Source organism: Shinella sp. SUS2 (assembly GCF_001262505.1).
In the GTDB taxonomy this organism is placed as follows: domain Bacteria; phylum Pseudomonadota; class Alphaproteobacteria; order Rhizobiales; family Rhizobiaceae; genus Shinella.
Genome location: NZ_KQ410728.1, coordinates 106,984 through 130,716, shown reverse-complemented (window position 1 = coordinate 130,716; position 23,733 = coordinate 106,984). Strand labels below are relative to the sequence as shown.

The 23,733-nt window shown below is 66.6% G+C and carries 22 protein-coding genes; 11 read left to right on the top strand and 11 right to left on the bottom strand.

From position 1 onward, the window contains the following. Window positions 1–131 precede the first annotated feature (131 nt). Both AKG11_RS10960 and AKG11_RS10955 read left to right on the top strand, forming a co-directional pair. Window positions 132–1,079 carry a carbohydrate kinase family protein gene (locus AKG11_RS10960; protein ID WP_050743911.1) on the top strand — a complete coding sequence of 316 codons (948 nt, stop codon included), beginning with the start codon at window positions 132–134 and terminating at the stop codon, window positions 1,077–1,079. Between the two features lie 34 nt (window positions 1,080–1,113). After that, the gene (locus tag AKG11_RS10955) at window positions 1,114–2,040 is read left to right on the top strand and encodes a pseudouridine-5'-phosphate glycosidase (protein ID WP_050743910.1); all 927 of its coding nucleotides are present in this window, start codon (window positions 1,114–1,116) and stop codon (window positions 2,038–2,040) included. A 264-nt stretch (window positions 2,041–2,304) separates the two neighbouring features. On the opposite strand, the gene eno is transcribed toward AKG11_RS10955, so the two are convergent. The 3 genes from eno to AKG11_RS10940 all read right to left on the bottom strand — a co-directional run bounded on the left by eno (window position 2,305) and on the right by AKG11_RS10940 (window position 5,444). Further along, the gene (gene eno, locus AKG11_RS10950; protein WP_023517438.1) at window positions 2,305–3,579 is read right to left on the bottom strand and encodes a phosphopyruvate hydratase; all 1,275 of its coding nucleotides are present in this window, start codon (window positions 3,577–3,579) and stop codon (window positions 2,305–2,307) included. Window positions 3,580–3,709: 130 nt separating this feature from the next. Continuing rightward, window positions 3,710–4,549 (bottom strand): 3-deoxy-8-phosphooctulonate synthase, encoded by an 840-nt coding sequence (gene kdsA, locus AKG11_RS10945; protein ID WP_050743909.1) that lies wholly within the window; start codon window positions 4,547–4,549, stop codon window positions 3,710–3,712. Between the two features lies 1 nt (window position 4,550). Further along, window positions 4,551–5,444: a VOC family protein gene (locus AKG11_RS10940; protein ID WP_050743908.1), complete on the bottom strand. Its 894-nt coding sequence runs from the start codon at window positions 5,442–5,444 to the stop codon at window positions 4,551–4,553. Window positions 5,445–5,591: 147 nt separating this feature from the next. Between AKG11_RS10940 and AKG11_RS10935 the strand changes: the two genes are divergently transcribed. The 3 genes from AKG11_RS10935 to AKG11_RS10925 all read left to right on the top strand — a co-directional run bounded on the left by AKG11_RS10935 (window position 5,592) and on the right by AKG11_RS10925 (window position 9,076). Next, window positions 5,592–6,833, top strand: coding sequence for an NAD(P)/FAD-dependent oxidoreductase (locus AKG11_RS10935; protein WP_050744036.1), 1,242 nt, complete (start codon window positions 5,592–5,594; stop codon window positions 6,831–6,833). Window positions 6,834–6,932: 99 nt separating this feature from the next. Continuing rightward, entirely contained in the window at window positions 6,933–7,673 is a 741-nt protein-coding gene (locus AKG11_RS10930; RefSeq protein WP_050743907.1) for a metallophosphoesterase family protein, read from the top strand. Continuing rightward, the gene (locus tag AKG11_RS10925; protein ID WP_050743906.1) at window positions 7,673–9,076 is read left to right on the top strand and encodes a serine/threonine protein kinase; all 1,404 of its coding nucleotides are present in this window, start codon (window positions 7,673–7,675) and stop codon (window positions 9,074–9,076) included. Before AKG11_RS10930 ends, AKG11_RS10925 begins: the two co-directional genes overlap by 1 nt. A gap of 1 nt (window position 9,077) precedes the next feature. Here the strand turns inward: AKG11_RS10925 and AKG11_RS10920 are convergent, their stop codons facing one another. Continuing rightward, window positions 9,078–10,037: a GlxA family transcriptional regulator gene (locus AKG11_RS10920; RefSeq protein ID WP_050743905.1), complete on the bottom strand. Its 960-nt coding sequence runs from the start codon at window positions 10,035–10,037 to the stop codon at window positions 9,078–9,080. A gap of 101 nt (window positions 10,038–10,138) precedes the next feature. Here AKG11_RS10920 and AKG11_RS10915 point away from each other — a divergent pair, with 101 nt between their 5' ends. Continuing rightward, on the top strand, window positions 10,139–10,684 hold the full coding sequence (locus tag AKG11_RS10915; protein ID WP_050743904.1) for a cysteine hydrolase family protein: 546 nt from the start codon (window positions 10,139–10,141) through the stop codon (window positions 10,682–10,684). A 279-nt stretch (window positions 10,685–10,963) separates the two neighbouring features. Next, window positions 10,964–12,115 carry a ceramide glucosyltransferase gene (locus tag AKG11_RS10910; RefSeq protein ID WP_050743903.1) on the top strand — a complete coding sequence of 384 codons (1,152 nt, stop codon included), beginning with the start codon at window positions 10,964–10,966 and terminating at the stop codon, window positions 12,113–12,115. A gap of 7 nt (window positions 12,116–12,122) precedes the next feature. Here the strand turns inward: AKG11_RS10910 and AKG11_RS10905 are convergent, their stop codons facing one another. Beyond that, window positions 12,123–12,713 (bottom strand): TetR/AcrR family transcriptional regulator, encoded by a 591-nt coding sequence (locus AKG11_RS10905; protein ID WP_050743902.1) that lies wholly within the window; start codon window positions 12,711–12,713, stop codon window positions 12,123–12,125. A gap of 119 nt (window positions 12,714–12,832) precedes the next feature. On the opposite strand from AKG11_RS10905, the gene AKG11_RS10900 reads away from it, so the two are divergent. Then, window positions 12,833–14,056 carry an MFS transporter gene (locus AKG11_RS10900; RefSeq protein WP_050743901.1) on the top strand — a complete coding sequence of 408 codons (1,224 nt, stop codon included), beginning with the start codon at window positions 12,833–12,835 and terminating at the stop codon, window positions 14,054–14,056. 109 nt (window positions 14,057–14,165) lie between these two features. Here the strand turns inward: AKG11_RS10900 and AKG11_RS10895 are convergent, their stop codons facing one another. The 4 genes from AKG11_RS10895 to AKG11_RS10880 all read right to left on the bottom strand — a co-directional run bounded on the left by AKG11_RS10895 (window position 14,166) and on the right by AKG11_RS10880 (window position 18,250). After that, a complete protein-coding gene (locus tag AKG11_RS10895; RefSeq protein WP_037407662.1) occupies window positions 14,166–15,794 on the bottom strand; it encodes a CTP synthase in 1,629 nt (542 codons plus the stop codon). Between the two features lie 147 nt (window positions 15,795–15,941). Continuing rightward, window positions 15,942–16,421: a preprotein translocase subunit SecG gene (secG, locus tag AKG11_RS10890; protein WP_023514369.1), complete on the bottom strand. Its 480-nt coding sequence runs from the start codon at window positions 16,419–16,421 to the stop codon at window positions 15,942–15,944. A 120-nt stretch (window positions 16,422–16,541) separates the two neighbouring features. Further along, window positions 16,542–17,312 (bottom strand): triose-phosphate isomerase, encoded by a 771-nt coding sequence (gene tpiA / locus AKG11_RS10885; RefSeq protein WP_023514370.1) that lies wholly within the window; start codon window positions 17,310–17,312, stop codon window positions 16,542–16,544. 53 nt (window positions 17,313–17,365) lie between these two features. After that, entirely contained in the window at window positions 17,366–18,250 is an 885-nt protein-coding gene (locus AKG11_RS10880; protein WP_050744035.1) for a phospholipase, read from the bottom strand. Window positions 18,251–18,538: 288 nt separating this feature from the next. Between AKG11_RS10880 and parE the strand changes: the two genes are divergently transcribed. Next, window positions 18,539–20,596 (top strand): DNA topoisomerase IV subunit B, encoded by a 2,058-nt coding sequence (gene parE / locus AKG11_RS10875; RefSeq protein ID WP_024270690.1) that lies wholly within the window; start codon window positions 18,539–18,541, stop codon window positions 20,594–20,596. A gap of 70 nt (window positions 20,597–20,666) precedes the next feature. Then, complete coding sequence (locus AKG11_RS10870; protein WP_050743900.1) at window positions 20,667–21,092, top strand: hypothetical protein; 426 nt, start codon at window positions 20,667–20,669, stop codon at window positions 21,090–21,092. Window positions 21,093–21,217: 125 nt separating this feature from the next. Here the strand turns inward: AKG11_RS10870 and AKG11_RS10865 are convergent, their stop codons facing one another. Beyond that, window positions 21,218–22,345 carry a DUF2336 domain-containing protein gene (locus AKG11_RS10865; protein WP_050743899.1) on the bottom strand — a complete coding sequence of 376 codons (1,128 nt, stop codon included), beginning with the start codon at window positions 22,343–22,345 and terminating at the stop codon, window positions 21,218–21,220. 128 nt (window positions 22,346–22,473) lie between these two features. Here AKG11_RS10865 and AKG11_RS10860 point away from each other — a divergent pair, with 128 nt between their 5' ends. Beyond that, window positions 22,474–23,112, top strand: a complete 639-nt coding sequence (locus AKG11_RS10860) for a hypothetical protein (protein ID WP_050743898.1) — start codon at window positions 22,474–22,476, stop codon at window positions 23,110–23,112. Window positions 23,113–23,122: 10 nt separating this feature from the next. Here the strand turns inward: AKG11_RS10860 and AKG11_RS10855 are convergent, their stop codons facing one another. Further along, window positions 23,123–23,731 carry a flavin reductase family protein gene (locus AKG11_RS10855; RefSeq protein WP_050744034.1) on the bottom strand — a complete coding sequence of 203 codons (609 nt, stop codon included), beginning with the start codon at window positions 23,729–23,731 and terminating at the stop codon, window positions 23,123–23,125. Window positions 23,732–23,733 lie beyond the last annotated feature (2 nt).

Below are 23,733 nucleotides of genomic sequence, written 5' to 3'. Positions count from 1 at the left end.
AATGATTTCGTGAAACGAGCGTTTGTTCTCTTTTCGTTTAGGGCTGTTGAAAGCCGTGGCGGAACAAGGATGTACCCGCGCAGGGTCTGCACGGTTGCAGGCGAATCGTGCCGCGGGAATGAAGGAAGACGATGACGGGAAAGACGATACTGGTGATGGGCGGCGCCCATGTGGACAGGCGCGGGCGCATTGCCGGCGAGACGGCGCCGGGGGCGAGCAATCCCGGCGCCTGGTTCGTGGAAGCGGGTGGCGGCGCGTTCAATGCGGCGCGCAACCTCGCCCGGCTCGGCCGGACGGTGCGGCTCGTCTCGCCGCGCGGCGGCGATGCGGACGGCGACATCGTCGCGGCGGCAGCGGAGGCGGCGGGGGTCGAGGACACGCCCTTCACCTTCCTCGACCGGGCGACACCAAGTTATACGGCGATCATCGAGCGGGACGGCAATCTCGTCATCGCCCTGGCGGACATGGAACTCTACCGCCTCTTCTCGCCGCGCCGCCTGCAGCAGCGGGCGATGCGCGATGCGGTCGCTGCGGCGGGGCTGATCCTCACCGATGCCAACCTGCCGGCCGAAACGCTGGCGGCCATGACGACGGCGGCGCGCGCCGCAGGTGTGCCGATCGCCGGAATCGCCATTTCACCGGCCAAGGTCCCGCGGTTCGCCGCTAGCCTTCCCGCCCTCGCCTTCCTGTTCATGAACGAGGCGGAGGCGCGCACACTGACGGGCGCAGCACCGGACAATCCGGCCGACTGGCCGAAGGCGCTGCGCGCAGCCGGCCTTTCCGCCGGTGTCGTGACGCGCGGCGGCCGCGGCGTCATCGCCTTCGATGCCAAGCGCGCCGCATGCGTTGCGCCGCCGGAAGCCCCCGCGCTCGGCGACGTCACCGGCGCGGGCGATTCGCTCGCCTCCGGCTTCCTCGACGCCTGGATCAGCGGCCACGAGATCGGCGAGGCGCTGCGCCACGGGGTTGCCGCCGCGGCGATCACCGTGCGCTCGCCGCTCGCCGTCGCCGAAGAAATGTCGCAGGCGGCGCTTCAGGCCGCACTTTCCCTTGTGCCGGAGGCCGAAGGAATGGCATGAGACTTTTTTGCCGAAATTCCTGCAAGGACCTCGCATGACCAGACCCGTTTCCACCCTCCTGCCGATGCAGTATTCGGACGAAGTCGCCGCCGCCAAGAGCCGCGGCGCGCCGATCGTCGCGCTCGAATCGACGATCATCACCCACGGCATGCCCTATCCGGGCAACCTGAACATGGCCCGCAGCGTCGAGCGCATCATCCGCGAAGAAGGCGCCGTGCCGGCGACGATCGCCGTCATCGACGGCATCCTGCATATCGGCCTCGACGATGCGACGCTGGAAACGCTGGCGCAGACCGAGGGCGCGATGAAGCTGTCGCGCGCCGACCTCGCCTTCGCGATCGCCGAGCGCCGCACGGGCGCGACGACCGTTGCGGCGACGATGATCGGCGCCGCCCGCGCCGGCATCAAGGTCTTTGCGACCGGCGGCATCGGCGGCGTGCATCGCAAGGCGGAAGAAACCTTCGACATCTCCGCCGACCTAGACGAACTGTCGCGCACCGGCGTCATCGTCGTCTGCGCGGGCGCCAAGGCGATCCTCGACATTCCGAAGACCCTTGAAGTGCTGGAGACGCGCGGCGTGCCCGTCGTCACCTACGACAGCCCCACCTTCCCGGCCTTCTGGTCGCGCGATTCGGGGCTCAAAAGCCCGCTGACGCTGAACAGCCCGGCCGCCATCGCCAATTTCCAGAAGGTGCGCGACCAGCTCGGCGTCGACGGCGGCATGCTGATCGCCAATCCGGTGCCGGAGGCCGACGAGATCGCCCGCGAGGAGATGGAGATCTACATCGCCCGCGCGCTCGACAATGCCGAACGCGACGAGATCGCCGGCAAGGCCGTGACGCCCTACCTGCTCGACAGCCTGTTCCGCCTGACGGACGGCCGCAGCCTCAAGACCAATATTGCGCTCGTCGAGAACAATGCGCGCCTCGCGGCGGAAATCGCCGTGGCGCTGGCGGACTAAGCCGCCCTGCGGGGCAGCCGCACGGCCTGCCCTGCTCCTTCCGGTCAGCCGGACACCTCCCCCAACGACAAGGCCCCCGCGTCTGGAATGAAAGCGGCGCCGCATTCTCCTTCTCCCCGCATGGAAATGGGGAATGCGGCAATGTCGAATTCCAGATGCGATTGCTTGCCGTCGGAGAGGGGCGGGCAGCCCCGCCCCTCATAGAAACGAAAACGGCGGCAGCGCGTCTTCTCGCGCTGCCGCCGAAAGATGCGTCGTGCCTGATTAGCCCCGCAGGATGCCGCGGCCGGCGTATTTCGCCTGGGCGCCGAGCTGCTCCTCGATGCGGATCAGCTGGTTGTACTTGGCGGTGCGGTCGGAGCGGGCGAGCGAGCCGGTCTTGATCTGGCCGCAGTTGGTGGCGACGGCGAGGTCGGCGATCGTCGAATCCTCGGTCTCGCCCGAGCGGTGCGACATGACGGCGGTGTAGCTCGCCTTGTGCGCGGTCTCCACGGCGTCGAGCGTCTCGGAAAGCGAGCCGATCTGGTTGACCTTGACGAGGATCGAATTGCCGACGCCCATCTTGATGCCGTCGCGAAGGCGTGCCGAGTTGGTCACGAACAGGTCGTCGCCGACGAGCTGCACCTTTTTGCCGATCTTGTCGGTCAGCGCCTTCCAGCCGTCCCAGTCGTCTTCCGCCATGCCGTCCTCGATCGAGAAGATCGGGTATTTGCCGGCAAGCTCGGCGAGGTAGTCGGCCATGGCGCCCGGCTCCAGCGTGCGGCCTTCGCCTTCCAGCACGTACTTGCCGTCCTTGAAGAATTCCGTCGAGGCGCAGTCGAGTGCGATGAACATGTCCTCGCCCGGGCGGTAGCCGGCCTTCTCGATCGACTTCATGATGAAGTCGAGGGCGGCGGGCGCGGAGGCAAGGCCCGGCGCAAAGCCGCCTTCGTCACCGACATTGGTGTTGTGGCCGTCGGCGGCGAGCTGCTTCTTCAGCGTGTGGAACACTTCCGAACCCATGCGCACGGCATCGCGGATGTTGTCGGCACCGACCGGAACGATCATGAATTCCTGGAAGTCGATCGGGTTGTCGGCATGGGCGCCGCCGTTGATGATGTTCATCATCGGCACCGGCAGGATGCGGGCGTTCGGGCCGCCGACATAGCGGTAGAGCGGCAGGTTGGCGGCTTCCGCGGCGGCCTTGGCGACGGCGAGCGAGACGCCGAGGATGGCGTTGGCGCCGAGGCGCGCCTTGTTCGGCGTGCCGTCCAGTTCGATCATCGTCTGGTCGATCTCGATCTGGTCTTCGGCATCGAGGCCGCCGATCGCTTCGAAAATCTCGCCGTTGACGGCGGCGACGGCGTTTTCGACGCCCTTGCCGAGGTAACGCTTGCCGCCGTCGCGCAGCTCGACGGCTTCATGCGCGCCCGTGGAGGCGCCCGACGGAACGGCCGCACGGCCGAAGCTGCCATCTTCGAGATGCACGTCCACTTCAACGGTGGGATTGCCGCGGCTGTCGAGAATCTCGCGGCCGATGATGTCGATGATTGCAGTCATGGATATCGTCCTGTTCCGGGGTTTATAAATCGATTAAAATCCACTTTTAATCGACGATGCAGAAATTACAATGGTGTCGGGCGCCGTCGGGAAAACGGATGCCATGTCTCCATGTCATCCGTTTGAAACGTCAGGCCTTGGCGATGTCGTCGAAGGCGACGAGCTTTTCCAGAAGGCGCGGCATGTCCTTCAGATGCACCATGTTCGGGCCGTCGGAGGGGGCGTTGTCCGGGTCCTCATGGGTCTCGACGAAGAGACCGGCAACGCCGACGGCAATCGCCGCGCGCGACAGCGTCTCGACGAATTCACGCTGGCCGCCGGAGGAACCGCCCTGCCCGCCCGGCTGCTGCACCGAATGCGTGGCGTCGAAGACGACCGGCGCGCCGAGCGAAGCCATGATCGGCAGCGAGCGCATGTCGGAGACGAGCGTGTTGTAGCCGAAGGAGGCGCCGCGCTCGCACAGCATGACGTTGGGGTTGCCGCTCTCGGTGAACTTCGCCAGCACGTTCTTCATGTCCCAGGGCGCTAGGAACTGGCCCTTCTTGACGTTGATCGTACGGCCGGTCTTGGCGGCGGCGACGAGCAGGTCCGTCTGGCGCGACAGGAAGGCCGGGATCTGCAGGATATCGACCGTCTCGGCGACGATGGCGCACTGCTCTTCCGTGTGGATGTCGGTAAGAACGGGGAAGCCGAAATCCTTCTTGAGGTCGCCGAAGATTTCCAGCGCCTTTTCAAGGCCGATACCGCGCTTGCCGGAGAGCGAGGTGCGGTTCGCCTTGTCGAAGGAGGACTTGTAGACCAGGCCGATGCCAAGCTTTTCGGTCATCGCGACCAGTGCCTCGGCCATCATGTAGGCGTGGTCGCGGCTCTCCATCTGGCAGGGGCCTGCGATCAGCGAGAAGCGCTTGTCCTGGGCGAAGGTGACCTTCTTGGCGTCTTCGCCGACGACGACGGTGGAATTGGTGTTCATCTCATTCTCCGAAGACAAAGAGGACGCCCTGCCCCGGTGCCGGCGGCACGAGGAGACGGTTGTCCCGTTTCTGGAAGGCGATGCCGCGCTCCGTCAGGAGACGCTCGCATTCCGCTGTATTTTCAACCTTGAAGACGACTGCGCGCCCTTTCAGGCCGCGATCTGTGCCGGCAACCGGCGCGATCCCGTAAAATCCCGCAAGGCCGGCATCGTTGAGCACGGTGATGCGCCCGCGCGGCGTATCGACGGACATGCCGAACGACAGGGCCTCGACCTCGCGCTCGTCGGCCGCCTCCTGCACCAGATACTGAAAATCCGTCGGATTCTGCTCCGACAGGACGACCTCGGACAGGGCGGTGACGCCGTTCTCGTGGGCCTCCAGCGCCTTGCGGTCGGCCGGCAGCGGCAGGATGCGCTGCGAGGCGAAGAAGAAGAAATCGGGGCTGCGCAGGTCGGCGGCGAAGGCAAGGCGGAAGCTGCCGGTGGCGCTGGTCCCGTCGGGCAGCAGCATGTCGCGGGAAAATTCCAGCACCTCGCCGCCGGAAAGGCCGGCCTGGGTGTAGCGCTGGTCGTCCTCCCAGGCATCGCCGCTCGCCATGGCAATGCCGGAAAAGCCCTCAAGGCCGCGGCGGAAGCGGAAGGCCTGGTCGCGCGCGACGAAGACGTTGCCACCACGCGCCGCTTCCTCGCATTCCTCGCGGTTGGCGATGCCGAGCGGCTCCAGATAGGCGCCGTCGGCAAGGAAGACGCAACAGTTTTCCGTGCCGAAAGGGTGGCGGGCGTCCCTGGCGACGGTGAAGCCGAGCGCGGTCAGGCGCTCGCGGGCCACCCCGAGGTCGGACACCGGCAGCACCAGATGGTCGATCGGGCGGGGCGTTCTCGAACTCACGGTCATGGCGAAAAATCCGGCGTGTTTCAGGCGCCCCGTGCTTTGCCCGCTTTCGGCGCGCAATGCAAGCGCCAGCACGGCCCGCCGCGCCTTGCGGGAACTTTTCCGTCGTCCGGCCATTGCGGATGCGCCCCTCGGCACAGGAGCCCGCCCATTCCAAGATCCCGCGACATCACCCGCCAGCGCGACCTGCATGAAGCCCGCCCTCTCTGGGCCGGTTCGCCGCGCCTTGCGCTGCGCACGCGGCAAAGGCCGTCACGCGCCGACTACGACGTCGTCATCGTCGGCGCCGGGATTTCCGGAGCGCTGATGGCCCATGCACTGGCGGATGGCCGGCGCGCCATCCTCGTCATCGACCGGCGTCCCCCCGTGCAGGGCAGCACGCTCGCCAGCACCGCGATGATCCAGCACGAGATCGACCTCCCGCTCTCCAGGCTCTCGGACATGATCGGCGTACCGAAGGCCCGGCGCGCCTGGCAGCGCTCCGCCCGTTCTGTCGAAAGCCTGTCTGAAATCGTCGCCGATCTCGGCCTCTCCTGCGGTTTCGCGCGCAAGCAAACCCTGTTCCTCGCCGGCAAGGCTTATGGCCGCCAGGCCCTGCAGGAAGAGGCCGAGGCGCGCCGCGCGGCCGGCATTGCGGCCGACTATCTCGACGCCACCACCCTTGCCGAACGCTTTTCGATTGCGCGCACCGGCGCCATCCTCAGCAACGTCTCCGCTGCGGCGAACCCGGCGCAGCTGGCCGCCGGCATCCTGCGTGCAGCGATGACGCGCGGCGTCGAACTCGTCAGCCCGCTCCAAATCACCGATCTGCGCAGCACGGCGGACGCAGCCTTTCTGGCGACGGCCGAGGGGCGGATCGTCTCTGCCCGCCATGCCGTCTTCTGCTCCGGCTACGAATTTCTGAAGGCCGTCGCCGACGAGAACCACGCCATCGTCTCCACCTGGGCGCTCGCCACGCCGCCGGGCACCACGCTGCCGGACTGGCTGAAGACCTGCATCGTCTGGGAGGGCGCCAACCCCTATCTCTACCTCCGCCGCACGCGCAACGGACGGCTGATCGTCGGCGGCGAGGACGAGGGCAGCGCCGAGGCCTATGCTTCAACAAAGAAGCTCCGACAGAAGGCAAAAACCATCCGCCGCAAGGCGGAAAGCCTGCTCGGCCTCGCCCTGCCGGAGCCCGACCACGTCTGGGCGGCCCCCTTTGGCACCACCCGCACCGGCCTGCCGCTGATCGGCCGTGTGCCGGGCTTGAAAAATGTCTTCGCCGTCATGGGCTTTGGCGGCAACGGCATCACGTTCAGCCAGATCGCCGCCGAGATCGTCTCGTCCGCGATCGCCGGCCATGCCGATGCGGATGCCGACCTCTTCGCCTTCCCAGGCCGCCGGACTTGACGAAGCGCCAGTCCGGCCGGCCGATATTCCCCTTCCGTTGAATGGCTGGAGACGGAAAGGCGGGTTATGCTCGCCGGACATCGATGAAACCGGACTGCCATGCTGCTTGCCATCCTCTCCGATATCCACGCCAACCGCGAAGCCTTCGAAACCGTGCTCGCCGCCGTCGAGGGCGCGGGGGCCGACCGGCTCGTGCTGCTCGGCGACATCGTCGGCTACGGCGCGGATCCGGAATGGTGCGCGGAACAGGCGATGATGCTTGCCGCAAGCGGCGCCATCGTGCTGCGCGGCAACCATGACGAGGCCGTCGGCAATCCCGCCGTCTCGATGAATCCGACCGCCACCCTCGCCCTCGAATGGACGCGCCGCCAGCTCGGTAGCGAGACCCGCGCCTTCCTTGCCGCCCTGCCCTTCGAGGCGCGCGAGGGCGACTGTCTCTTCGTACATGCCGATGCCAGCGCGCCGTCCGACTGGAACTATGTGCTCGATGCCAGCGATGCCGGCCAGCACCTTTCCGCCTGTGCCGCGCGTGTCAGCTTCTGCGGCCATGTGCACAAGCCGGCGCTCTATTCCACGGCGCCGGGTGGCAAGGTCACGCATTTTCGCCCCGTCGCCGCCACGCCCGTGCCGTTGCTGATGCAACGCCGCTGGCTCGCGGTGATGGGTTCTGTCGGCCAGCCGCGCGACGGCGATGCCGCGGCCGCCTACGCGCTCTACGACACGCAAAGTGCCGAGCTTCGCTTCCAGCGCGCCGCCTATGACGTGGAACGGGCGGCGGAGAAGATCCGGGCGGCCGGGTTGCCGGCCTCGCTCGCCGACCGGCTCTTGCGGGGGCGCTGATGGTCAAGGCGCGGCTGAAACCCGGCGATGTCATCGACGGTTTCCTGATCGAGGACATCGCGCACAATGGCGGCATGGCGCGCATCTGGCAGGTGTCGCGGCCCGATATCGACTTCCCGATCCTCATGAAGGTGCCTGTCATCGGCGAAGGCGACGACCCGGCGGCCATTGTCGGCTTCGAGATGGAGCAGATGATCCTGCCGCGCCTGTCCGGCCCGCATGTGCCACGCTTCGTCGCCAATGGCGATTTTTCGACACTGCCCTACATCGTCATGGAGCGCCTGCCCGGCGCCTCGCTCTATCCGCTGCTGGAGCGCCTGCCGCTGCCGCCGGAGGAGGTTGCCGCGCTCGGCGCGAAGATCGCCGTCGCGCTCGATTCGCTGCACCGCCAGCACGTCGTGCATCTCGACCTGAAACCTTCCAACGTCATGTTCCGCGAAACCGGCGAGGCGGTGCTGATCGACTACGGCCTTGCCCGCCACATCCACCTGCCCGACCTGATGGACGAGCAGTTCCGCCTGCCCTACGGCACCGCGCCCTATATGGCGCCCGAACAGGTACTCGGCACACGCAGCGATTTTCGCAGCGACCTCTTCGCGCTCGGCGTCCTTCTCTACTTCTTTGCGACCGGCGAGCGTCCCTTCGGCGATCCGCAGCGCCTGAAGGGCCTGAAGCGCCGCCTCTGGCGCGACCCCCTGCCGCCGCGCGCCCGCAATGCCGCCATCCCGCCGGCCTTGCAGGAGGTCATCCTGCGTTGCCTGGAGGTCAACCCCGCCTGGCGCTATCCGAGCGCCGCCCAGCTCGCGCTCGACCTGCAGGACCTGTCCGCCGTCAAGCTGACGGCCCGGGCTGAGAAGATGACGCGCGACCCGTTCGGGATGGTGTTGCGCCGCCGCTTCAATCCGGTGCCCATAGAGACCGTCAGGCCACAGACCGCCGAGGCGCAGCTCGCCAATGCGCCGATCGTCGCAGTGGCGATCGACCTTGCCGCCGGCACGCCTGATCTTGCCGACGCCATGCACAGGACCGTCGCCCGCATCATCGAGAACACGCCGGACGCCCGCATTGCCTGCATCAACGTCCTGAAGATCAACCGAATCGCCATCGACACGTCCCTCGACGAGGAGGGCCGCAACAAGCACGTGATGCGTCTCGTCGCATTGCGCACCTGGTCGACGGGCCTTGCCGTTCCCGGCGGCGGCATCACCTTCCACGTGCTGGAGGCCGTCTCGCCGGCCGACGCCATCCTCGATTATGCCCGCGAAAACCACGTCGATCACATCGTGATGGGCGCGCGCGCCGAATCGGCCATGCGCTCCATGCTCGGCAGCGTCTCCGGCGAAGTCGCCGCCCACGCCCCCTGCACCGTCACCGTCGTGCGCAACCGTGCCCGTCCCCGATAGGTCAGGAGCGGAACCGCTTGCGGTACTCACCCGGCGTCAGCCCGACGATGCGGGCGAAGACTTTCCGGAAGGCGCCGGGATCGTTGTAGCCGACGTCGAGCGCCACGCGGTCGACGGAGCGCGTGGTGAATTGCAGGTGCTCCTGCGCCTTCGCCACTCTCAGGCGCTGGCAATAATCCGTCGTCGTCAGCCCTGTCGCTCTTCGGAAGCGCCGCAGGAAGGTGCGCTCCTCCAGCCCGGCCTGCGCGGCGAGCAGGTCGAGGCCGATCTCGCGCGCCTCGCTCGCCTGCAGGAAATGCTGCACCTTCAGGATCGCCCCGTCACCATGCAGCAGGCGCGGCGAGAAGGTGCTGTAGTAGCGCTGCTCGCGGCCCGGCGGATCGATGACGAACTGCCGGGCGATCTCCAGCATGACCGTCGGCCCGAGGAACCGGTCGATGAGTTTCAGCCCGAGATCGACCCAGGCCATCACGCCGCCGGCCGTGACGATGTCGCCGTCGTCGGCGAGCAGCCGGTCGGTATCGACGGTGACGTCGGGAAACCGCCGTTCGAACGTCTCGGCAATCACCCAGTTGGTGGTGATCGTCCGGCCGGCGAGAAGCCCCGTCTCGCCCAGAAGGAAGGCGCCCGCGCAGATCGAGGCGAGCTGGATGCCGCCTGCATGGCATTCGCGCAGCCAGGCGGCAAAGGGCGCCGCCTCCTCGCGCCGGATCGGATCGCCGAGCGCCGGGGGAAGCACGAGGACACAGGGGCGCGACCCGTCGCCGCTCCCTGCCTGCGCGTCCACCCGCACCGGTTTGCCGTCTTCCAGCCGCCAATGGCTGACGGTGAGCACAGGCCCTGCCCGCCCCTTCTTGCGGCCGAGCTCCATCGCCGACTGGAAGAGGTCGGTCATGCCGAGCACGGCGGCCATCTGCACGCCGGGATAGAGAACCAGTCCGATCTCGGCGTCACGCACCATGTCACTTTCACCCCGGATTATGTCGGTCCCGCCAATGGCGAGAGATGGCAGGCCGGGGGCAGAATGTCCACATCATCCATCGCCTGCAAAAAGGAACCGCCATGAGCAAACGCGCCATCATCATCGTCGACCTCCAGAAGGACTATCTTTCCTCCGGCAGCTTCGCGCTGACGGGCATCGATGCCGCCGCCGCCAATGCCGCGCGCGTCGTCGAGGCGGGGCGCGGCAAGGGTGACCGGATCATCCATGTCCACCACATCGCGAAGGACGCCGCCTCGCCGCTCTTCGCCCCGGGCACGGACGGCATCCAGCCGATCCCGGCCGTCGCGCCGCGGCAGGACGACACGGTCATCGTCAAGAACTATCCGAACTCCTTCCGGGAGACGGCGCTGCACCAGACCCTGCGGGACGGCGGCATCGAGGATGTGGTGGTCGTCGGCGCGATGAGCGACGTCTGCATCGACGCGACGGCGCGCGCCGCCGCCGATCTCGGCTACAACCTCACCGTCGTGCACGACGCCTGCGCCACGCGCGACAAGGCCTTCGGTGATTCGGTCGTCCCGGCTCCCCAGGTGCATGCCACCATCATGTCGGCGCTGGAGTTCGGCTACGGCAAGGTCACCACGACCGCCGATTTCCTGTCGTAACCCCCGGCAACCGCCGTCCTCGTCCCGGGCAAGAAGGTTATCGCACAGGGAAGGAAGCCGTTGCCACATCTCCCTTCTCCCCACGGGGGAGAAGGGAAGAATGACAATGCCGCATACGGTCCGGCCCAGGCCGGGGCGGTCTGTGGAGCGGCGGGCACGGCGCCGCTGGAGCCATCGCACCGCCCGTCATTCCCCTGTCATGTGACGATGGTGTCTCTTCGCGCGTGAATGCACCCCGGCGGCCGCATCCTGATCCGGCGCCCAGCGGAGTACGCGTGAATGGATACGGCTCAGGCCCTGGCCCTTGCCTCGGGCGCCCTCGTCGCCACCAACCTCTTCAGCATCCTCATCGCCGGCAAACGGCTGAAACCGACTGGCGCACTGCCGCCCGAGATCGACGAAAAACCGCCCGTCTCCATCGTCGTTCCCGTGCGTGGGATCGAGAACTTCTCCACGGAGACGCTGGACCGCGCCTTCCGCCTCACCTGGCCGGACTACGAGCTGCTGTTCTGCGTCGCCCATGGCAGCGATCCCGTCGTGCCGCTGATAGAGGCCGCCGCCGCGGCCCATCCGCATGTCGCCGCGCGCGTCCTCGTCGGCGACGATCGCGTCAGCGCCAATCCAAAACTCAACAACTGCGTCAAGGGCTGGCAGGCGGCGCGGCACGACTGGGTGGTGCTCGCCGATTCGAACGTCCTGATGCCGCCCGACTACATCCAGCACCTGATGGGCGGCTGGCGCAGCGATTCGGGCCTCGTCTGCTCGACGCCGCTCGGCTCGCGGCCGGAAGGGTTCTGGGCCGAGGTGGAATGCATGTTCCTCAACACCCAGCAGGCGCGCTGGCAATATGCCGGCGAGGCGCTCGGCCTCGGCTTTGCGCAGGGCAAGAGCATGCTGTGGTACAAGCCGATGCTCGATGCCAATGGCGGCATCCAGGCGCTGAACGCCGAGATCGCCGAGGACGCCGCCTCGACCAAGCTCGTCAGCCGGCTTGGCCTCAAGGTGCACCTCGTCTCCTCGCCCTTCGAGCAGCCGCTGGGGCGGCGCAGCGGACAGGAGGTCTGGTCGCGCCAGTGCCGCTGGTCGCGCCTGCGCCGGGTCACCTTCCCCGCCTTCTTCAGCCCGGAAATCCTGCTCGGCGCCGTCCCGCCGCTGCTTCTCGCGCTTGCCGCGGTGCTCGTCGGCGGCGCGCCGCTGCTGCCCGCCATGTCGCTCGTGCTCGCCGGTCTCTATCTGCCGGAGGCTGCCCTTGCGCGTTCCAAGGGCTGGCGGCTGTCGCGCTGGTCCGTGCCGGCGATGATGGTGCGCGACGTCATGATGCCGGCCATCTGGGTGCGCGCCTGGATCGGCGGCGCCATCGACTGGCGCGGCAACACGATGACGATCGGCACGACGGCCTGCGAGCTGAAGGAAGCGCCGGCGGGGCCGTGAGCGACCCTCAGTCCTTGATCCGCAGCCCCTCGAGCAGCGTCCGGAACCCCTTGACCGCGCGCTTCGAGGTTTCTTCCGGATCGTCCGACTTGGCGATCCACAGCGCGGCATGGCTGCTCGCCCCGTTGATCAGCCGGGCGGCGGCCTCCGTGTCTATGTCCGCCATCACCCCGTCGGCCTTCAGTCGCTCGATGCTGCGGCTGAGGGCGGCGATGCAGCCGTTGTTGGTCGGCCATTGCGAGATGTCGCCGAGCACCGCCGGTCCGTCGCGGAACATGATGCGCTGGATTTCCGGCTCCAGCGCCATCTCGATATAGGCGACGCATTCCTCGACGAAGCCCTGCCAGCGGTTCGGCGCCTCGGCCGAGATCCGGTTGAGCCGGACCGACATTTCCGCATCGACCTGCTGGACCACCGCCTGCAGAAGTCCCTTCTTGTCACCGAAATGGTGGTAGAGTGCGCCGCGTGTCAGACCCGCCCCCGCGGTGAAGTCGTCCATCGACGCAGCGGCGTAGCCCACCGTGCCGAACGCCTGGCGGCCGGCGGCGATCAGCTTTGCCCTTGTTTCGGCGATCATTTCCTCACGCGGCTTGCGCATGGCGTCTCCTCATTCACATACGCCGCGTATTTTATTTGACATACGCGTCGTATGCAACTATCTCTTCAACATACGCCGCGTATGTAAATATCGGAACCGCCCATTCCCAGGAGCAGGCCATGTCCAACCCCTACAAAGAAATTTTCAGCGTGCCGGGAACCAAGACGTTCTCCGCCGCCGGCTTCCTCGCCCGCCTTCCCATCGCCATGGCGCCGATCGGCATCGTCGCCATGCTCTCGCAGACCCATGGCGAATACTGGCTTGCGGGCGCCGTCTCCGCCACCTTCGCGCTCACCAACGCGCTCATCGCGCCGCAGGTCTCCCGCCTCGTCGACCGCTTCGGCCAGGCCGCGGTGCTGACGCCCGCGACCATCGTCTCCGTCCTCGCCTTTCTCGCGCTGATAGCCGCCACGCATCAGGGCTGGCCGGTCTGGACGCTCTTTGCCTCCGCCTTCCTCGCCGCCACCATGCCCAGCATGCCGGCCATGCTGCGCGCCCGCTGGACCGAGATCTTTCGTGACAGGCCCGAGCTCAACACCGCCTTCGCCTTCGAATCGGCGGCCGACGAGCTGGTCTACATCGCCGGCGCGTCGCTCTCCGTCGGCCTTGCCGTCGCCCTCTTCCCCGAGGCCGGCATGCTGATCAGCACCGCCTTCCTCGCCGTCGGCACGCTCGCCTTCGTCCTGCAGCGCGCCACCGAGCCCGCCATACGCCATGTCGCCGGCAGCCCCCCGCAAAAATCGGCGATCCGCCTGCGCGCCGTCCAGGTCATCACGCTCGCCCTCGTCTTCGTCGGCTCGACCTTCGCGACCGCCGAGGTCAGCGCCGTCGCCATCACCAAGGAACTCGGCCAGCCGAATGCCGCCAGCCTCGTCATCGGCGTCTATGCCATCGGTTCCTTCGTCGTCGGCCTCGTGCTTGGTGCCCTGAACCCGAAGATGGCGCTGCAGAAGCAGCTGATGATCGCCGTCGCCGTGCTGGCGCTCACAGCCTTGCCGCTGCCCTTCGCCGATACGGTGCCGCTGCTCGCCTTGGCTGTCTTCGTCAGCGGTGTCGCCATCTCGCCCACCTTCATCACCGCCTTCGGCCTCATCGAGCGTCGCGTGCCGGCCGCCATGCTGACGGAGGGCATCACCTGGGTCACGACCGGCATCGGCATCGGCATGGCGCTGGGCGCGTTCGTCGCCGGCTGGGCGGTGGACAATTTCGGTGCCCAGAACGGCTTCTGGGTCTCCGTCGCCGCCAGCATCAGTGCGGCAATCACCGTCGGGATCGGCCAGCGGATCCTCGCCGGCGAGGATCCCGACGACGGGATCGACGCCCTCGTCCAGGCGGCCGAATGACAAAAAGCCCGGCAGAAATGCCGGGCTTTTTTCATAGCGTTGGAAGCCTGCCTCTCCCGTCGTCACCCTCGGACTTGAGCCGACCGGGAAGGAGAGGCTTGCATGCTGCCTAGACGAGGCGGCTCTGCTCCAGGGCCGCCTCCACGAAGCTTGCGAAGAGCGGGTGCGGATCGAGCGGCCGGCTCTTCAGCTCCGGATGGTACTGCACACCGATGAACCACGGATGGTCGGGATACTCCACCGTCTCCGGCAGCACGCCATCCGGCGACATGCCGGAGAAGACAAGGCCGCAGCCTTCGAGCCGGTCCTTGTAGTCGACATTCACCTCGTAGCGGTGGCGGTGGCGCTCGGAAATCTCCGTCGAACCGTAGATATCGGCGATCTTCGTGCCACCCTTCAGCGCCGCGCGATAGGCGCCGAGGCGCATCGTGCCGCCGAGATCGCCGGAAGCCGACCGCTTCTCCAGCTCGTTGCCCTTCACCCATTCCGTCATCAGGCCGACGACGGGTTCAGCCGTCTTGCCGAATTCCGTGGACGAGGCCTTTTCGAGACCGGCGAGATTGCGCGCCGCTTCCACGACCGCCATCTGCATGCCGAAGCAGATGCCGAAATAGGGCACCTTGCGCTCGCGGGCAAAACGCGCCGCATTGATCTTGCCTTCCGATCCGCGCTCGCCGAAACCGCCGGGAACGAGGATGCCGTGCACCTTCTCGAGATACGGCGCCGGATCCTCCTTCTCGAAGACCTCCGACTCGATCCATTCGAGCTTCACCTTGACGTGGTTGGCGATGCCGCCGTGATACAGCGCCTCGATCAGCGACTTATAGGCGTCCTTGAGGCCGGTATACTTGCCGACGATGGCGATCGTCACCTCGCCCTCGGGCGTCTTGATGCGATCGGAGACGTTCTGCCAGGCTTCAAGCCGCGGCTTGGGCGCCGGCTCGATGCCGAAGGCGGCAAGCACTTCGTCGTCCAGGCCTTCCTTGTGGTAGGCAAGCGGCACGTCGTAAATCGACGCGACGTCGAGCGCCTGGATGACGGCAGTCGCACGAACGTTGCAGAACAGCGAAAGCTTCTTGCGCTCGGCTTCCGGAATTTCGCGGTCGGCGCGCACCAGAAGGATATCCGGATGGATGCCCATCGCCTGCAATTCCTTGACGGAGTGCTGTGTCGGCTTGGTCTTGAGCTCGCCGGCTGCCGGAATATAGGGCATCAGCGTCAGGTGGACATAGACGGCCGTGCCGCGCGGCAGGTCGTTGCCGAGCTGGCGGATCGCCTCCATGAAGGGCATGGCCTCGATGTCGCCCACCGTGCCGCCGATCTCGCAAATGACGAAGTCGTAGTCGTCATTGCCTTCGGTGACGAAGTTCTTGATCTCGTTGGTCACGTGCGGAATGACCTGCACGGTCGCGCCGAGATAATCGCCGCGGCGTTCCTTGTCGATGATGTTCTTGTAGATGCGACCGGTGGTGATGTTGTCGGTCTTGGTGGCCGAGCGACCGGTAAAGCGCTCGTAGTGGCCGAGGTCGAGGTCGGTTTCCGCGCCGTCGTCGGTAACGAACACCTCGCCGTGCTGGGTCGGGCTCATCGTGCCCGGGTCAACGTTGAGATAGGGGTCGAGCTTGCGCAGGCGAACGCGGTAACCGCGGGCCTGCAGGAGAGCTCCGAGTGCAGCGGCGGCAATGCCTTTTCCGAGGGAGGAAACCACGCCGCCTGTGATGAATACATATCGCGCCATGGGAGTCACCGGATACCTTTTCAAAATCGATTCCGCCACCGAAAAATCACCTTGGGTGTGATTTCGGAAGGCGCAATCGGCGTTTTACACAAGAAGAAGGCCGGTTGGATTTCGCCAACCGGCCGGTTTGTTTTCAGTCCTTGCGGCTTACTGGCCGCTCGGGACGCCGGAGTTCTGCTCCGTGCCCGTTGCAGCGCCCGTGCCGGTGCCCGTCGTGGACGTGTTGCCGGTGCCGGTTGCTGCGCCGCCTTCGGTCGGAACGGCATCGGTGCCGGTCGTCGCGGGCGTCTGGTTGGTCGTGTTGTTGTTCTGGGTGCCCTCGCCCTGCGATGCGCCGCCGAGCGCGTCGAGAACGCCGCCCGTCCCCGTGGTGCCGGGGATACGGTCGAGAATGTCCGTCGGCTGCGTCTCGTAGCGGGCAAGGATGCCCATGCCGAGCGCCAGGACGAAGAACAGCGTGGCAAGGATCGCCGTGGTGCGCGTCAGGGCATTGGCCGTGCCGCGCGCCGACATGAAGCCGGAGCCGCCACCGATGCCGAGGCCGCCGCCTTCAGACCGCTGAATCAGCACGACGCCGATCAGCGCGACGACGACCATGAGATAGATGACGAGCAAGATGGTCTGCATGTTTTCGGTATCCCGGCCAGATGGCCCAAATGTCAGGTTTGCGGCTCAATATACCAAGCCGCGCACCATTCCAAGCCCTAGGTGTCGATCCGTCTGCCCTTTTCGGGCCGACGGAAGGGATCAGGCGGTCAGCGCTTCGTATGCGCGGTAGATGGCGAGGAAATCGTCGGATTTCAAGCTCGCCCCGCCGATCAGCGCGCCGTCGACATTGGCGACGCCCATCAGTTCCTGCGCATTGCCCGGCTTCACCGAGCCGCCATAGAGGATGCGCATCTTGGTGCCCTCGCCGGCAAAACGGCCGGCCAGCTCCGCGCGCATGAAGGCGTGCGCTTCCTCGACGTCACCGGCCGTCGGCGTCAGGCCGGTGCCGATCGCCCAGACGGGCTCATAGGCGATCACGGTGTTTTCTGCCGTTGCGCCATCCGGCACGGAGGCTGCAAGCTGCGTCTTCAGCACGTCGAGCGTCTTGCCCGCCTTGCGCTCGTCGCCGGTCTCGCCGATGCAGATGATCGCGACGAGGTCGTTCGCATAGGCGATCTCCGCCTTGGCACGCACCAAAGCGTCGCTTTCCTTGTGGTCGGTGCGGCGCTCGGAATGGCCGACGATGACATGGGTGCCGAAGCAGTCGGCGATCATTTCCGCCGAGACGTCGCCGGTATGGGCGCCGGAGGCCTTTTCGTGGCAGTCCTGCGCGCCGATCATCAGCGGACTGTCGTCGCAGAGCGCCGTCGCGACATAGAGCAGCGTCGCCGGCGGGCAGATCAGCGTCTCGACCTTGTCGGAAAGCGGCCCCTTCACGCCTTCGGCCATCGCCTTGATCTGGTCGAGCGATGCGCGCGTGCCGTTCATCTTCCAGTTCCCGGCAACGAGCGGGGTTACATCCGGTGTCATGAGACCTCCCTTTCCTTGAAATTCGCGTGGTTTGCGGCGTAGCAAATCGGCGCCTATTGCGCAAACAACCAGTTGAGCGTCTCGCGCCAGTCGGTCATGCGCACGGGCGTGCCATGCCCGCCGGTCTGGAACAGCACGAAGCGCGCCGGCACACCGGCCTTGCGCAGCCGGCGGAACACCGCGATCTGGTCGTTTGCGGCATAGACGCTGTCGCTGTCGCCATGGGTGAAGAACACCGGCAGCTTCGCCTTGAAGGCCGGCGTCTTGCCGTAGTCGCCGTCCGCCGCCCCGCCCATCAGCACCATGCCGGCAAGGCTTTTCACCGCCGCCGGATCGCGCGCCACGCGGGCGCAGATGAAGCTGCCCATCGAGGCGCAGGCGAGGATGACCGGGGCATCCGGCGAAAGCGCCTTGGCCGTCAGGATGAGGCCGGAGATGCGCGCGGCGCCCTTGTCGTCGAAGGAGGGAACGCTCGGGGCGTAATAGACCCCGCCATTCTGCAGGGCGAGGTTCTTCAGCCGGTTGAAATTGCCGCCGAAATTCCAGTCGTTGTTGCCGAGCCGCCGGTCGCCGCCGCGGCCATGGATGAAGATGACCGTGAAGGCCGCGCCCTCCCCCTTGCCGGTCATCGCGACGTCGATCGGCCCGGCCGGCGTGTCGATCGTCACATTCTTCTGCCCCTTCTTCACCGCGGTCGAGACATAGGCCGCCTTCACCCGGCGCTCCGGCACCTGGTCACGGCCGTTGATGTCGCGCAGTTCCTGGTAGTCGACGACCGTGAGCGCCCCATCGTCGCTCGTCTCCACAACGGTGCCGTAGCCGAACAGGTCGTCTTTCCAGGGCTTCAGGCTCAGCGCCGCCGCCTCGCCGGCCACCGAACAGGCAAGGGCCGCGGCCAAAAACAGCCGGGAAAGGCAATGAACTGTGGACTGACGCATGAACTGTGGCTCCCTGGAGGCTGCGATACTTGCCATCCGCCCGCCCGCAACGCAATCCTCCGCCAGCGGTTGGCGCGGCTTGGCGCATCCTTGAGGCCGGTCAGACCATCCGGCATCGCACGAATGCGGCCGAAGGCGGACGGGGCGGCACGCCGTCCCGGCATCGCGAAAGCCCACGGAATCTGGCAGAGTCGCAAGTGATTCGCTAAACGACATTTTTTGCGCCAGACCCCGGTCCGTCACGGACCGGCGGGGAAGCTGGCAAACGGAACAAAATCTGAACGGCCCATGCAAGACGACAGCAACGACCTCTTCGCCAACATGCCCTCCCAGCCCGCCACGCCGCCGGTCGAAAAGCCCGCTGCGGCGGCCGCCCCTGCCCGCGAGGCGCGCCCTGCCCCGCCGAGCGAAGGCACCGGCGGCTACGACGCCTCGGCGATCCGCGTGCTGGAAGGTCTCGAACCGGTCCGCATGCGCCCCGGCATGTATATCGGCGGCACGGACGAGAAGGCGCTGCACCATCTCTTCGCCGAAGTCATCGACAACTCGATGGACGAGGCCGTCGCCGGCCACGCCAATTTCATCGAGGTCAATCTCGATGCCGAAGGCTACCTGTCCGTCACCGACAACGGCCGCGGCATCCCGGTCGAGAACCATCCCCAGATGCCGGGCAAGTCCACGCTGGAGGTCATCCTCACGGTCCTGCATGCCGGCGGCAAGTTCGACGGCAAGGCCTACGAGACCTCGGGTGGCCTGCACGGCGTCGGCGTTTCGGTCGTCAACGCCCTCTCCGACCATCTCGAGGTCGAGGTGGCCCGCAACAAGAAGCTCTACCGCCAGCGCTTTTCGCGCGGCAAGCCGGTCGGCGGCCTGGAGGAGCTCGGCGACGTGCACAACCGCCGCGGCACCAAGGTGCGCTTCCATCCGGACCCGGAAATTTTTGGCGCGCACGCCCATTTCGATCCGGCCCGCGTCTTCCGCATGGCCCGGTCCAAGGCCTATCTCTTCGGCGGCGTCGAGATCCGCTGGAGCTGCGACCCGTCGCTGCTGCCCGAGGGTTCGGAAACGCCGGAAAAGGCGGTCTTCCACTTCCCCGGAGGCCTCAAGGATTATCTCCAGGCGACGCTCGGCAAGGACTACACCGTCACCCGCGAGATCTTTGCGGGCAAGAGCGAGAAATCGGGCGGCCACGGCTCGCTGGAATGGGCCGTCACCTGGTACGGCGGCGATTCGCTGATCCACTCCTACTGCAACACGATTCCGACGGCCGACGGCGGCACGCACGAGGCGGGCCTGCGCATCGCGCTCACCAAGGGCCTGAAGAATTATGCCGAGCTGACGCAGAACAAGCGTGCCGCCGCCATCACCACCGACGACGTGATGATCTCGGCCGTCGGCATGCTCTCCGTCTTCATCCGCGAGCCGGAATTCGTCGGCCAGACGAAGGACAAGCTTGCCAGCGTCGAAGCCCAGCGCATCGTCGAGAACGCGCTGCGCGACCCCTTCGACCACTATCTCGCCGACAATCCGGGCGAAGCCGCAAAGCTGCTCGACTGGGTGATCGAGCGTGCCGAAGAGCGCCTGCGCCGCCGCAAGGAAAAGGAAGTCAGCCGCAAGACCGCCGTGCGCAAGCTGCGCCTGCCGGGAAAGCTGGCCGACTGCTCGCAGAATTCCGCCGAAGGCGCCGAACTCTTCATCGTCGAAGGCGATTCGGCCGGCGGCTCGGCCAAGCAGGCGCGCAACCGCGCCAATCAGGCGATCCTCCCGCTCCGCGGCAAGATCCTCAACGTCGCCAGCGCCGGCCGCGAAAAACTCGGCGCCAACCAGCAGATCTCCGACCTCGTGCAGGCGCTCGGCTGCGGCACGCGTTCGAAATACCGCGAGGACGACCTGCGTTATGAGCGCGTCATCGTGATGACCGACGCCGACGTCGACGGTGCGCACATCGCCTCGCTGCTCATCACCTTCTTCTATCAGGAAATGCCCGACCTCATCCGTGGCGGCCATCTCTATCTCGCCGTGCCGCCGCTTTACCGCCTCAGCCAGGGCGGCAAGACGCTCTATGCCCGCGACGACCCGCATCGCGAAGAACTGATGCGCACCGTGTTCAACGGCCGCGGCAAGGTGGAGATCGGCCGCTTCAAGGGCCTCGGCGAGATGCTGCCGGCGCAGCTCAAGGAAACCACGATGGATCCGTCGAAGCGCACGCTTTTGAAAGTGGCGATCGACGACGTCGATTTCGAGGGCACCCGCACCGCCGTGGACGACCTGATGGGCACCAAGCCGGAGGCTCGCTTCCGCTTCATCCAGGAACGGGCCGTCTTCGCCGACAATCTCGACATCTGAGGTTGCGGCGCCATATTTTCGCGGCAATGCGTTCCTCTAACCGTCAGGAACAAACCCGGAAAGGACGGCCATGAAAGCTGCGCTCATCGTCATGACGATCATGGGCTGCGACGACAGCGCGACCCAGTGCCACTATATCGACACGGTCGGCAAGAGCTGGCAGACCGTGGCGCTGTGCGATGCGCAGGCCGAAACCTTTATCAACCGCCACCAGGACAAGAACTATCCGGTCATCGTGGCGGTTTGCGAAAGTTCCGGCGACCGGATCACCGCCGATGCCGCCGAACCGTCCCCCGACGAGATGCCGGCCGCGACCACGGCCGAGGTTCCCTTGCCCGCCCAGACCGCCGAGGCCAAGCAGGGCCTTGCCACCCGCGCCCTGAACTTCGTGAAGCAGGCCATTCCCGACAAGGCCGCCCTGAAGACCGCCGTCACCACCCCGGTGCGTTACGCCGAGGATGGTTACTCCTGGGTGGTCAAGCGCTTCGCCGATTAGAGTGATGCCAGCAAAAATGCCAGGCGCACCTCCGTCATTAACTGTGTAAAAACAATTAGTTACAACAATTTCCAGTTCAGGGAACTGCGGATGTACGCCGGGGATTTTTCGAATACCGCCCTGGCCTAAGCCGCTTCGCGTGCGGCGATGAGGGCGTAGCTGCGCGCCGTCTGGCGCTGCTCGGCGATGGCCAGCCGCTCAACGAGTTCCAGCATGGACTGGCAGGCGGCATCGCCCGCCGCGCGGGCACGGGAGAGCAGGCGTTCGGAAACCGACGGCCCGTCGTCCTCGCCCTTCGCCTCGCGCCGCCAGAGCATCGTCGCCTCTGCAAAGAGGGCGCTGACGTCCCGGCCGAGGCCGGCGGTCTCGTAGAGGGCACGCACTGCCGCCTCGCGGCCGTCGGAAAGGATGGAGCGGACGCGCCGCTCCGCCTGGCCGGAGAGATCGGTGATGGCGGCCGCAAAGAACTCGACTCGCCCCGTGCAGAGCGCGTGCATCAGGAAGACCGGCGTCAGCCGGCCGGTCAGGCGCAGGTGCTCGACAAGTGCTGGCATCTCGGCAGCCGGGACCTCGCCGGCCATGCCGATCGTCGCGACATCGCAGGCCTCGCGCGTGATGCGCTCGACACGGCTCGTGCCGACCGCCGCCTGGATGAGCCCGAAACCGGCCAGCGCCGTGCCGATCTTCTCCACCAGCGCATGGCGCGCATCGCTCGGCAGGTCGTCTCGGTCGAGCAGCAAGGCACGGATTTCCGCATCGTCGCCGAGGCGGTCCACGATGCGCGTCAGGCTGCGCCGGGAGAGCACGGCGCCCTCGTTCTCCAGCAGCGCCAGCACGTCGGCCCCATCGCCGATTTCCGCCAGCGCCGCCGAAACGGCGCGCGAGACAAAAGCACGATGGGCGATCAGCATACGCGTCGTCGCGCTGCCCTTGGCAGCGAGATCGACGAGGTCGCCATCCGTCAGCACCGACGAACGCAGGATGATATGGGCGGCGATTTCCGGCTGGTCTTCCGCCAGCGGCAGGATGACGGCGCGCGGCGCCTCCTCGCAGTCGGCAAGCGCTTCCGCGAGGGCCAGCCGTACTTTCGGCGCCGGATCGTCAAGCAGGAAGATCATGGCCATCTCCGCGCCGTGGCGGTCATCCGCCGAAATGCGCGCCCGTGCGTAAGCCCGCGCCAACACGCTGGCCGCCTTGGCCCGGTCGGCTGCCCGTGCGGTCTCGACCCAACGGAGAAAAGCATGAACGATCAATGGACGCCCCAAACGCCTGCAAAACGCTACTGGAAACACGCTAGCGCCAAAGTGTTTAAGATTGGTTCACCATACCCGTTAACCGGTTCGTCATTGCCATTCCCAGGCGCAAAGCCCTATGAAAAGACATGGTACCGCTGCCCCACGCCCTTTTCGAAGCGACCGAAACGCCCTTTCCCCTTCCCAAAGGGTGCGGCGTACTGGTGCGCGCCGGCGACTCACAGACAAAAGGCAACATCGTCATCGTCGATACGACGATCGATCTCGCAACCCTCCGCTACATCATCGGTAGCGGCGCTGCCGCCATCGCCCTCGCCGGCTGGCGAACCGGCGCTGACCTCCAGCGCCTCGCCGCCCTCCTGTCCGTCGCAGAAGCCGAGGAAGGCAGGGGGGACGGCACCACCCCCGTCCTGGCGATCACCGACGGTATTCTGCCCGCCCCCGTCTCGTGCAAGGGCGTTGCGGGCAAAACCATACGGCTTGCCGCCCTGGTTTGGGACCAGCGTGCGCTGAAGCGCACCCTCGGCGCAGCCCGCGCCTTCACCGCATCAGACGAATGGATCGCCCCCTTCGCCGCAGCCCGCGCCGCAACCCTCCTCACCGCCGCTGTCGCCGGCGTTCCTGCCTTTGATTCGTTTCCGGATCTGACGGGAGCAGCACTGGAACGGGCCTGCGAACACTCACGAGACGAGGGCTTCTTCGGTGGTTTCGCGGTCGATACGGCGCAAGTTGCGCCGATCGGGACGATTTACGGCCGCAACCGCTGAGGCTCAGGCATCACCCCACCTTGGGCCGCATCATGGCAAAGACATCCGCTCCGCCGTCGCAGTAATCCATATAGCCCATGCGGGCGAGCGGGCGCGCGGCGGCCATGTCGATCATGCCGTCGCGCAGGATCTCCGGGCTGATGTGGATGCCGACCACCTGGCCGAACACCACCCAGTTGTCCGTCTCCCGCCCATCGGTATCGACGGGGCGGAAGGACTGCGTCATCCGGCACTCCAGCGCCGCATGGGCCTCGCCGACATAGGGCGCATCGACAAGGCGGCCGGTGACGGGCGTAAGGCCGGCGAGCGCGAATTCGTCGACGCCTCGCGGCACGGCAGCAGAGCTGGCATTCATCGCCTCGGCGAGATGCCGGCCGGCCAGCGAGCAGGTGAAGACGCCGGTTTCCTCGATGTTGCGCACGCTGTCCTTGTGGCCGCTCGAGGAGAACATCACCAGCTTCGGCCTGTCGCTCACCGCGTTGAAGAACGAATAGGGCGCCAGGTTGCGCCGCCCGTCCGCCGCCTTGGTGCCGATCCAGCCGATCGGGCGCGGCGCGACGATCGCCTTGAACGGATCGTGCTTCAGGCCGTGGGCGTTTTCCGCCGTCTCGTAGAACAGCG

Excerpts from the sequence above, each read along its gene's own strand:
- AKG11_RS10960 (WP_050743911.1), top strand. The coding sequence starts at position 132 with ATGACGGGAAAGACGATACTGGTGATGGGCGGCGCCCATGTGGACAGG.
- AKG11_RS10955 (WP_050743910.1), top strand. The coding sequence starts at position 1,114 with ATGACCAGACCCGTTTCCACCCTCCTGCCGATGCAGTATTCGGACGAA.
- eno (WP_023517438.1), bottom strand. The coding sequence starts at position 3,579 with ATGACTGCAATCATCGACATCATCGGCCGCGAGATTCTCGACAGCCGC.
- kdsA (WP_050743909.1), bottom strand. The coding sequence starts at position 4,549 with ATGAACACCAATTCCACCGTCGTCGTCGGCGAAGACGCCAAGAAGGTC.
- AKG11_RS10940 (WP_050743908.1), bottom strand. The coding sequence starts at position 5,444 with ATGACCGTGAGTTCGAGAACGCCCCGCCCGATCGACCATCTGGTGCTG.
- AKG11_RS10930 (WP_050743907.1), top strand. The coding sequence starts at position 6,933 with ATGCTGCTTGCCATCCTCTCCGATATCCACGCCAACCGCGAAGCCTTC.
- AKG11_RS10925 (WP_050743906.1), top strand. The coding sequence starts at position 7,673 with ATGGTCAAGGCGCGGCTGAAACCCGGCGATGTCATCGACGGTTTCCTG.
- AKG11_RS10920 (WP_050743905.1), bottom strand. The coding sequence starts at position 10,037 with ATGGTGCGTGACGCCGAGATCGGACTGGTTCTCTATCCCGGCGTGCAG.
- AKG11_RS10915 (WP_050743904.1), top strand. The coding sequence starts at position 10,139 with ATGAGCAAACGCGCCATCATCATCGTCGACCTCCAGAAGGACTATCTT.
- AKG11_RS10910 (WP_050743903.1), top strand. The coding sequence starts at position 10,964 with ATGGATACGGCTCAGGCCCTGGCCCTTGCCTCGGGCGCCCTCGTCGCC.
- AKG11_RS10905 (WP_050743902.1), bottom strand. The coding sequence starts at position 12,713 with ATGCGCAAGCCGCGTGAGGAAATGATCGCCGAAACAAGGGCAAAGCTG.
- AKG11_RS10900 (WP_050743901.1), top strand. The coding sequence starts at position 12,833 with ATGTCCAACCCCTACAAAGAAATTTTCAGCGTGCCGGGAACCAAGACG.
- AKG11_RS10895 (WP_037407662.1), bottom strand. The coding sequence starts at position 15,794 with ATGGCGCGATATGTATTCATCACAGGCGGCGTGGTTTCCTCCCTCGGA.
- secG (WP_023514369.1), bottom strand. The coding sequence starts at position 16,421 with ATGCAGACCATCTTGCTCGTCATCTATCTCATGGTCGTCGTCGCGCTG.
- tpiA (WP_023514370.1), bottom strand. The coding sequence starts at position 17,312 with ATGACACCGGATGTAACCCCGCTCGTTGCCGGGAACTGGAAGATGAAC.
- AKG11_RS10880 (WP_050744035.1), bottom strand. The coding sequence starts at position 18,250 with ATGCGTCAGTCCACAGTTCATTGCCTTTCCCGGCTGTTTTTGGCCGCG.
- parE (WP_024270690.1), top strand. The coding sequence starts at position 18,539 with ATGCAAGACGACAGCAACGACCTCTTCGCCAACATGCCCTCCCAGCCC.
- AKG11_RS10870 (WP_050743900.1), top strand. The coding sequence starts at position 20,667 with ATGAAAGCTGCGCTCATCGTCATGACGATCATGGGCTGCGACGACAGC.
- AKG11_RS10860 (WP_050743898.1), top strand. The coding sequence starts at position 22,474 with ATGGTACCGCTGCCCCACGCCCTTTTCGAAGCGACCGAAACGCCCTTT.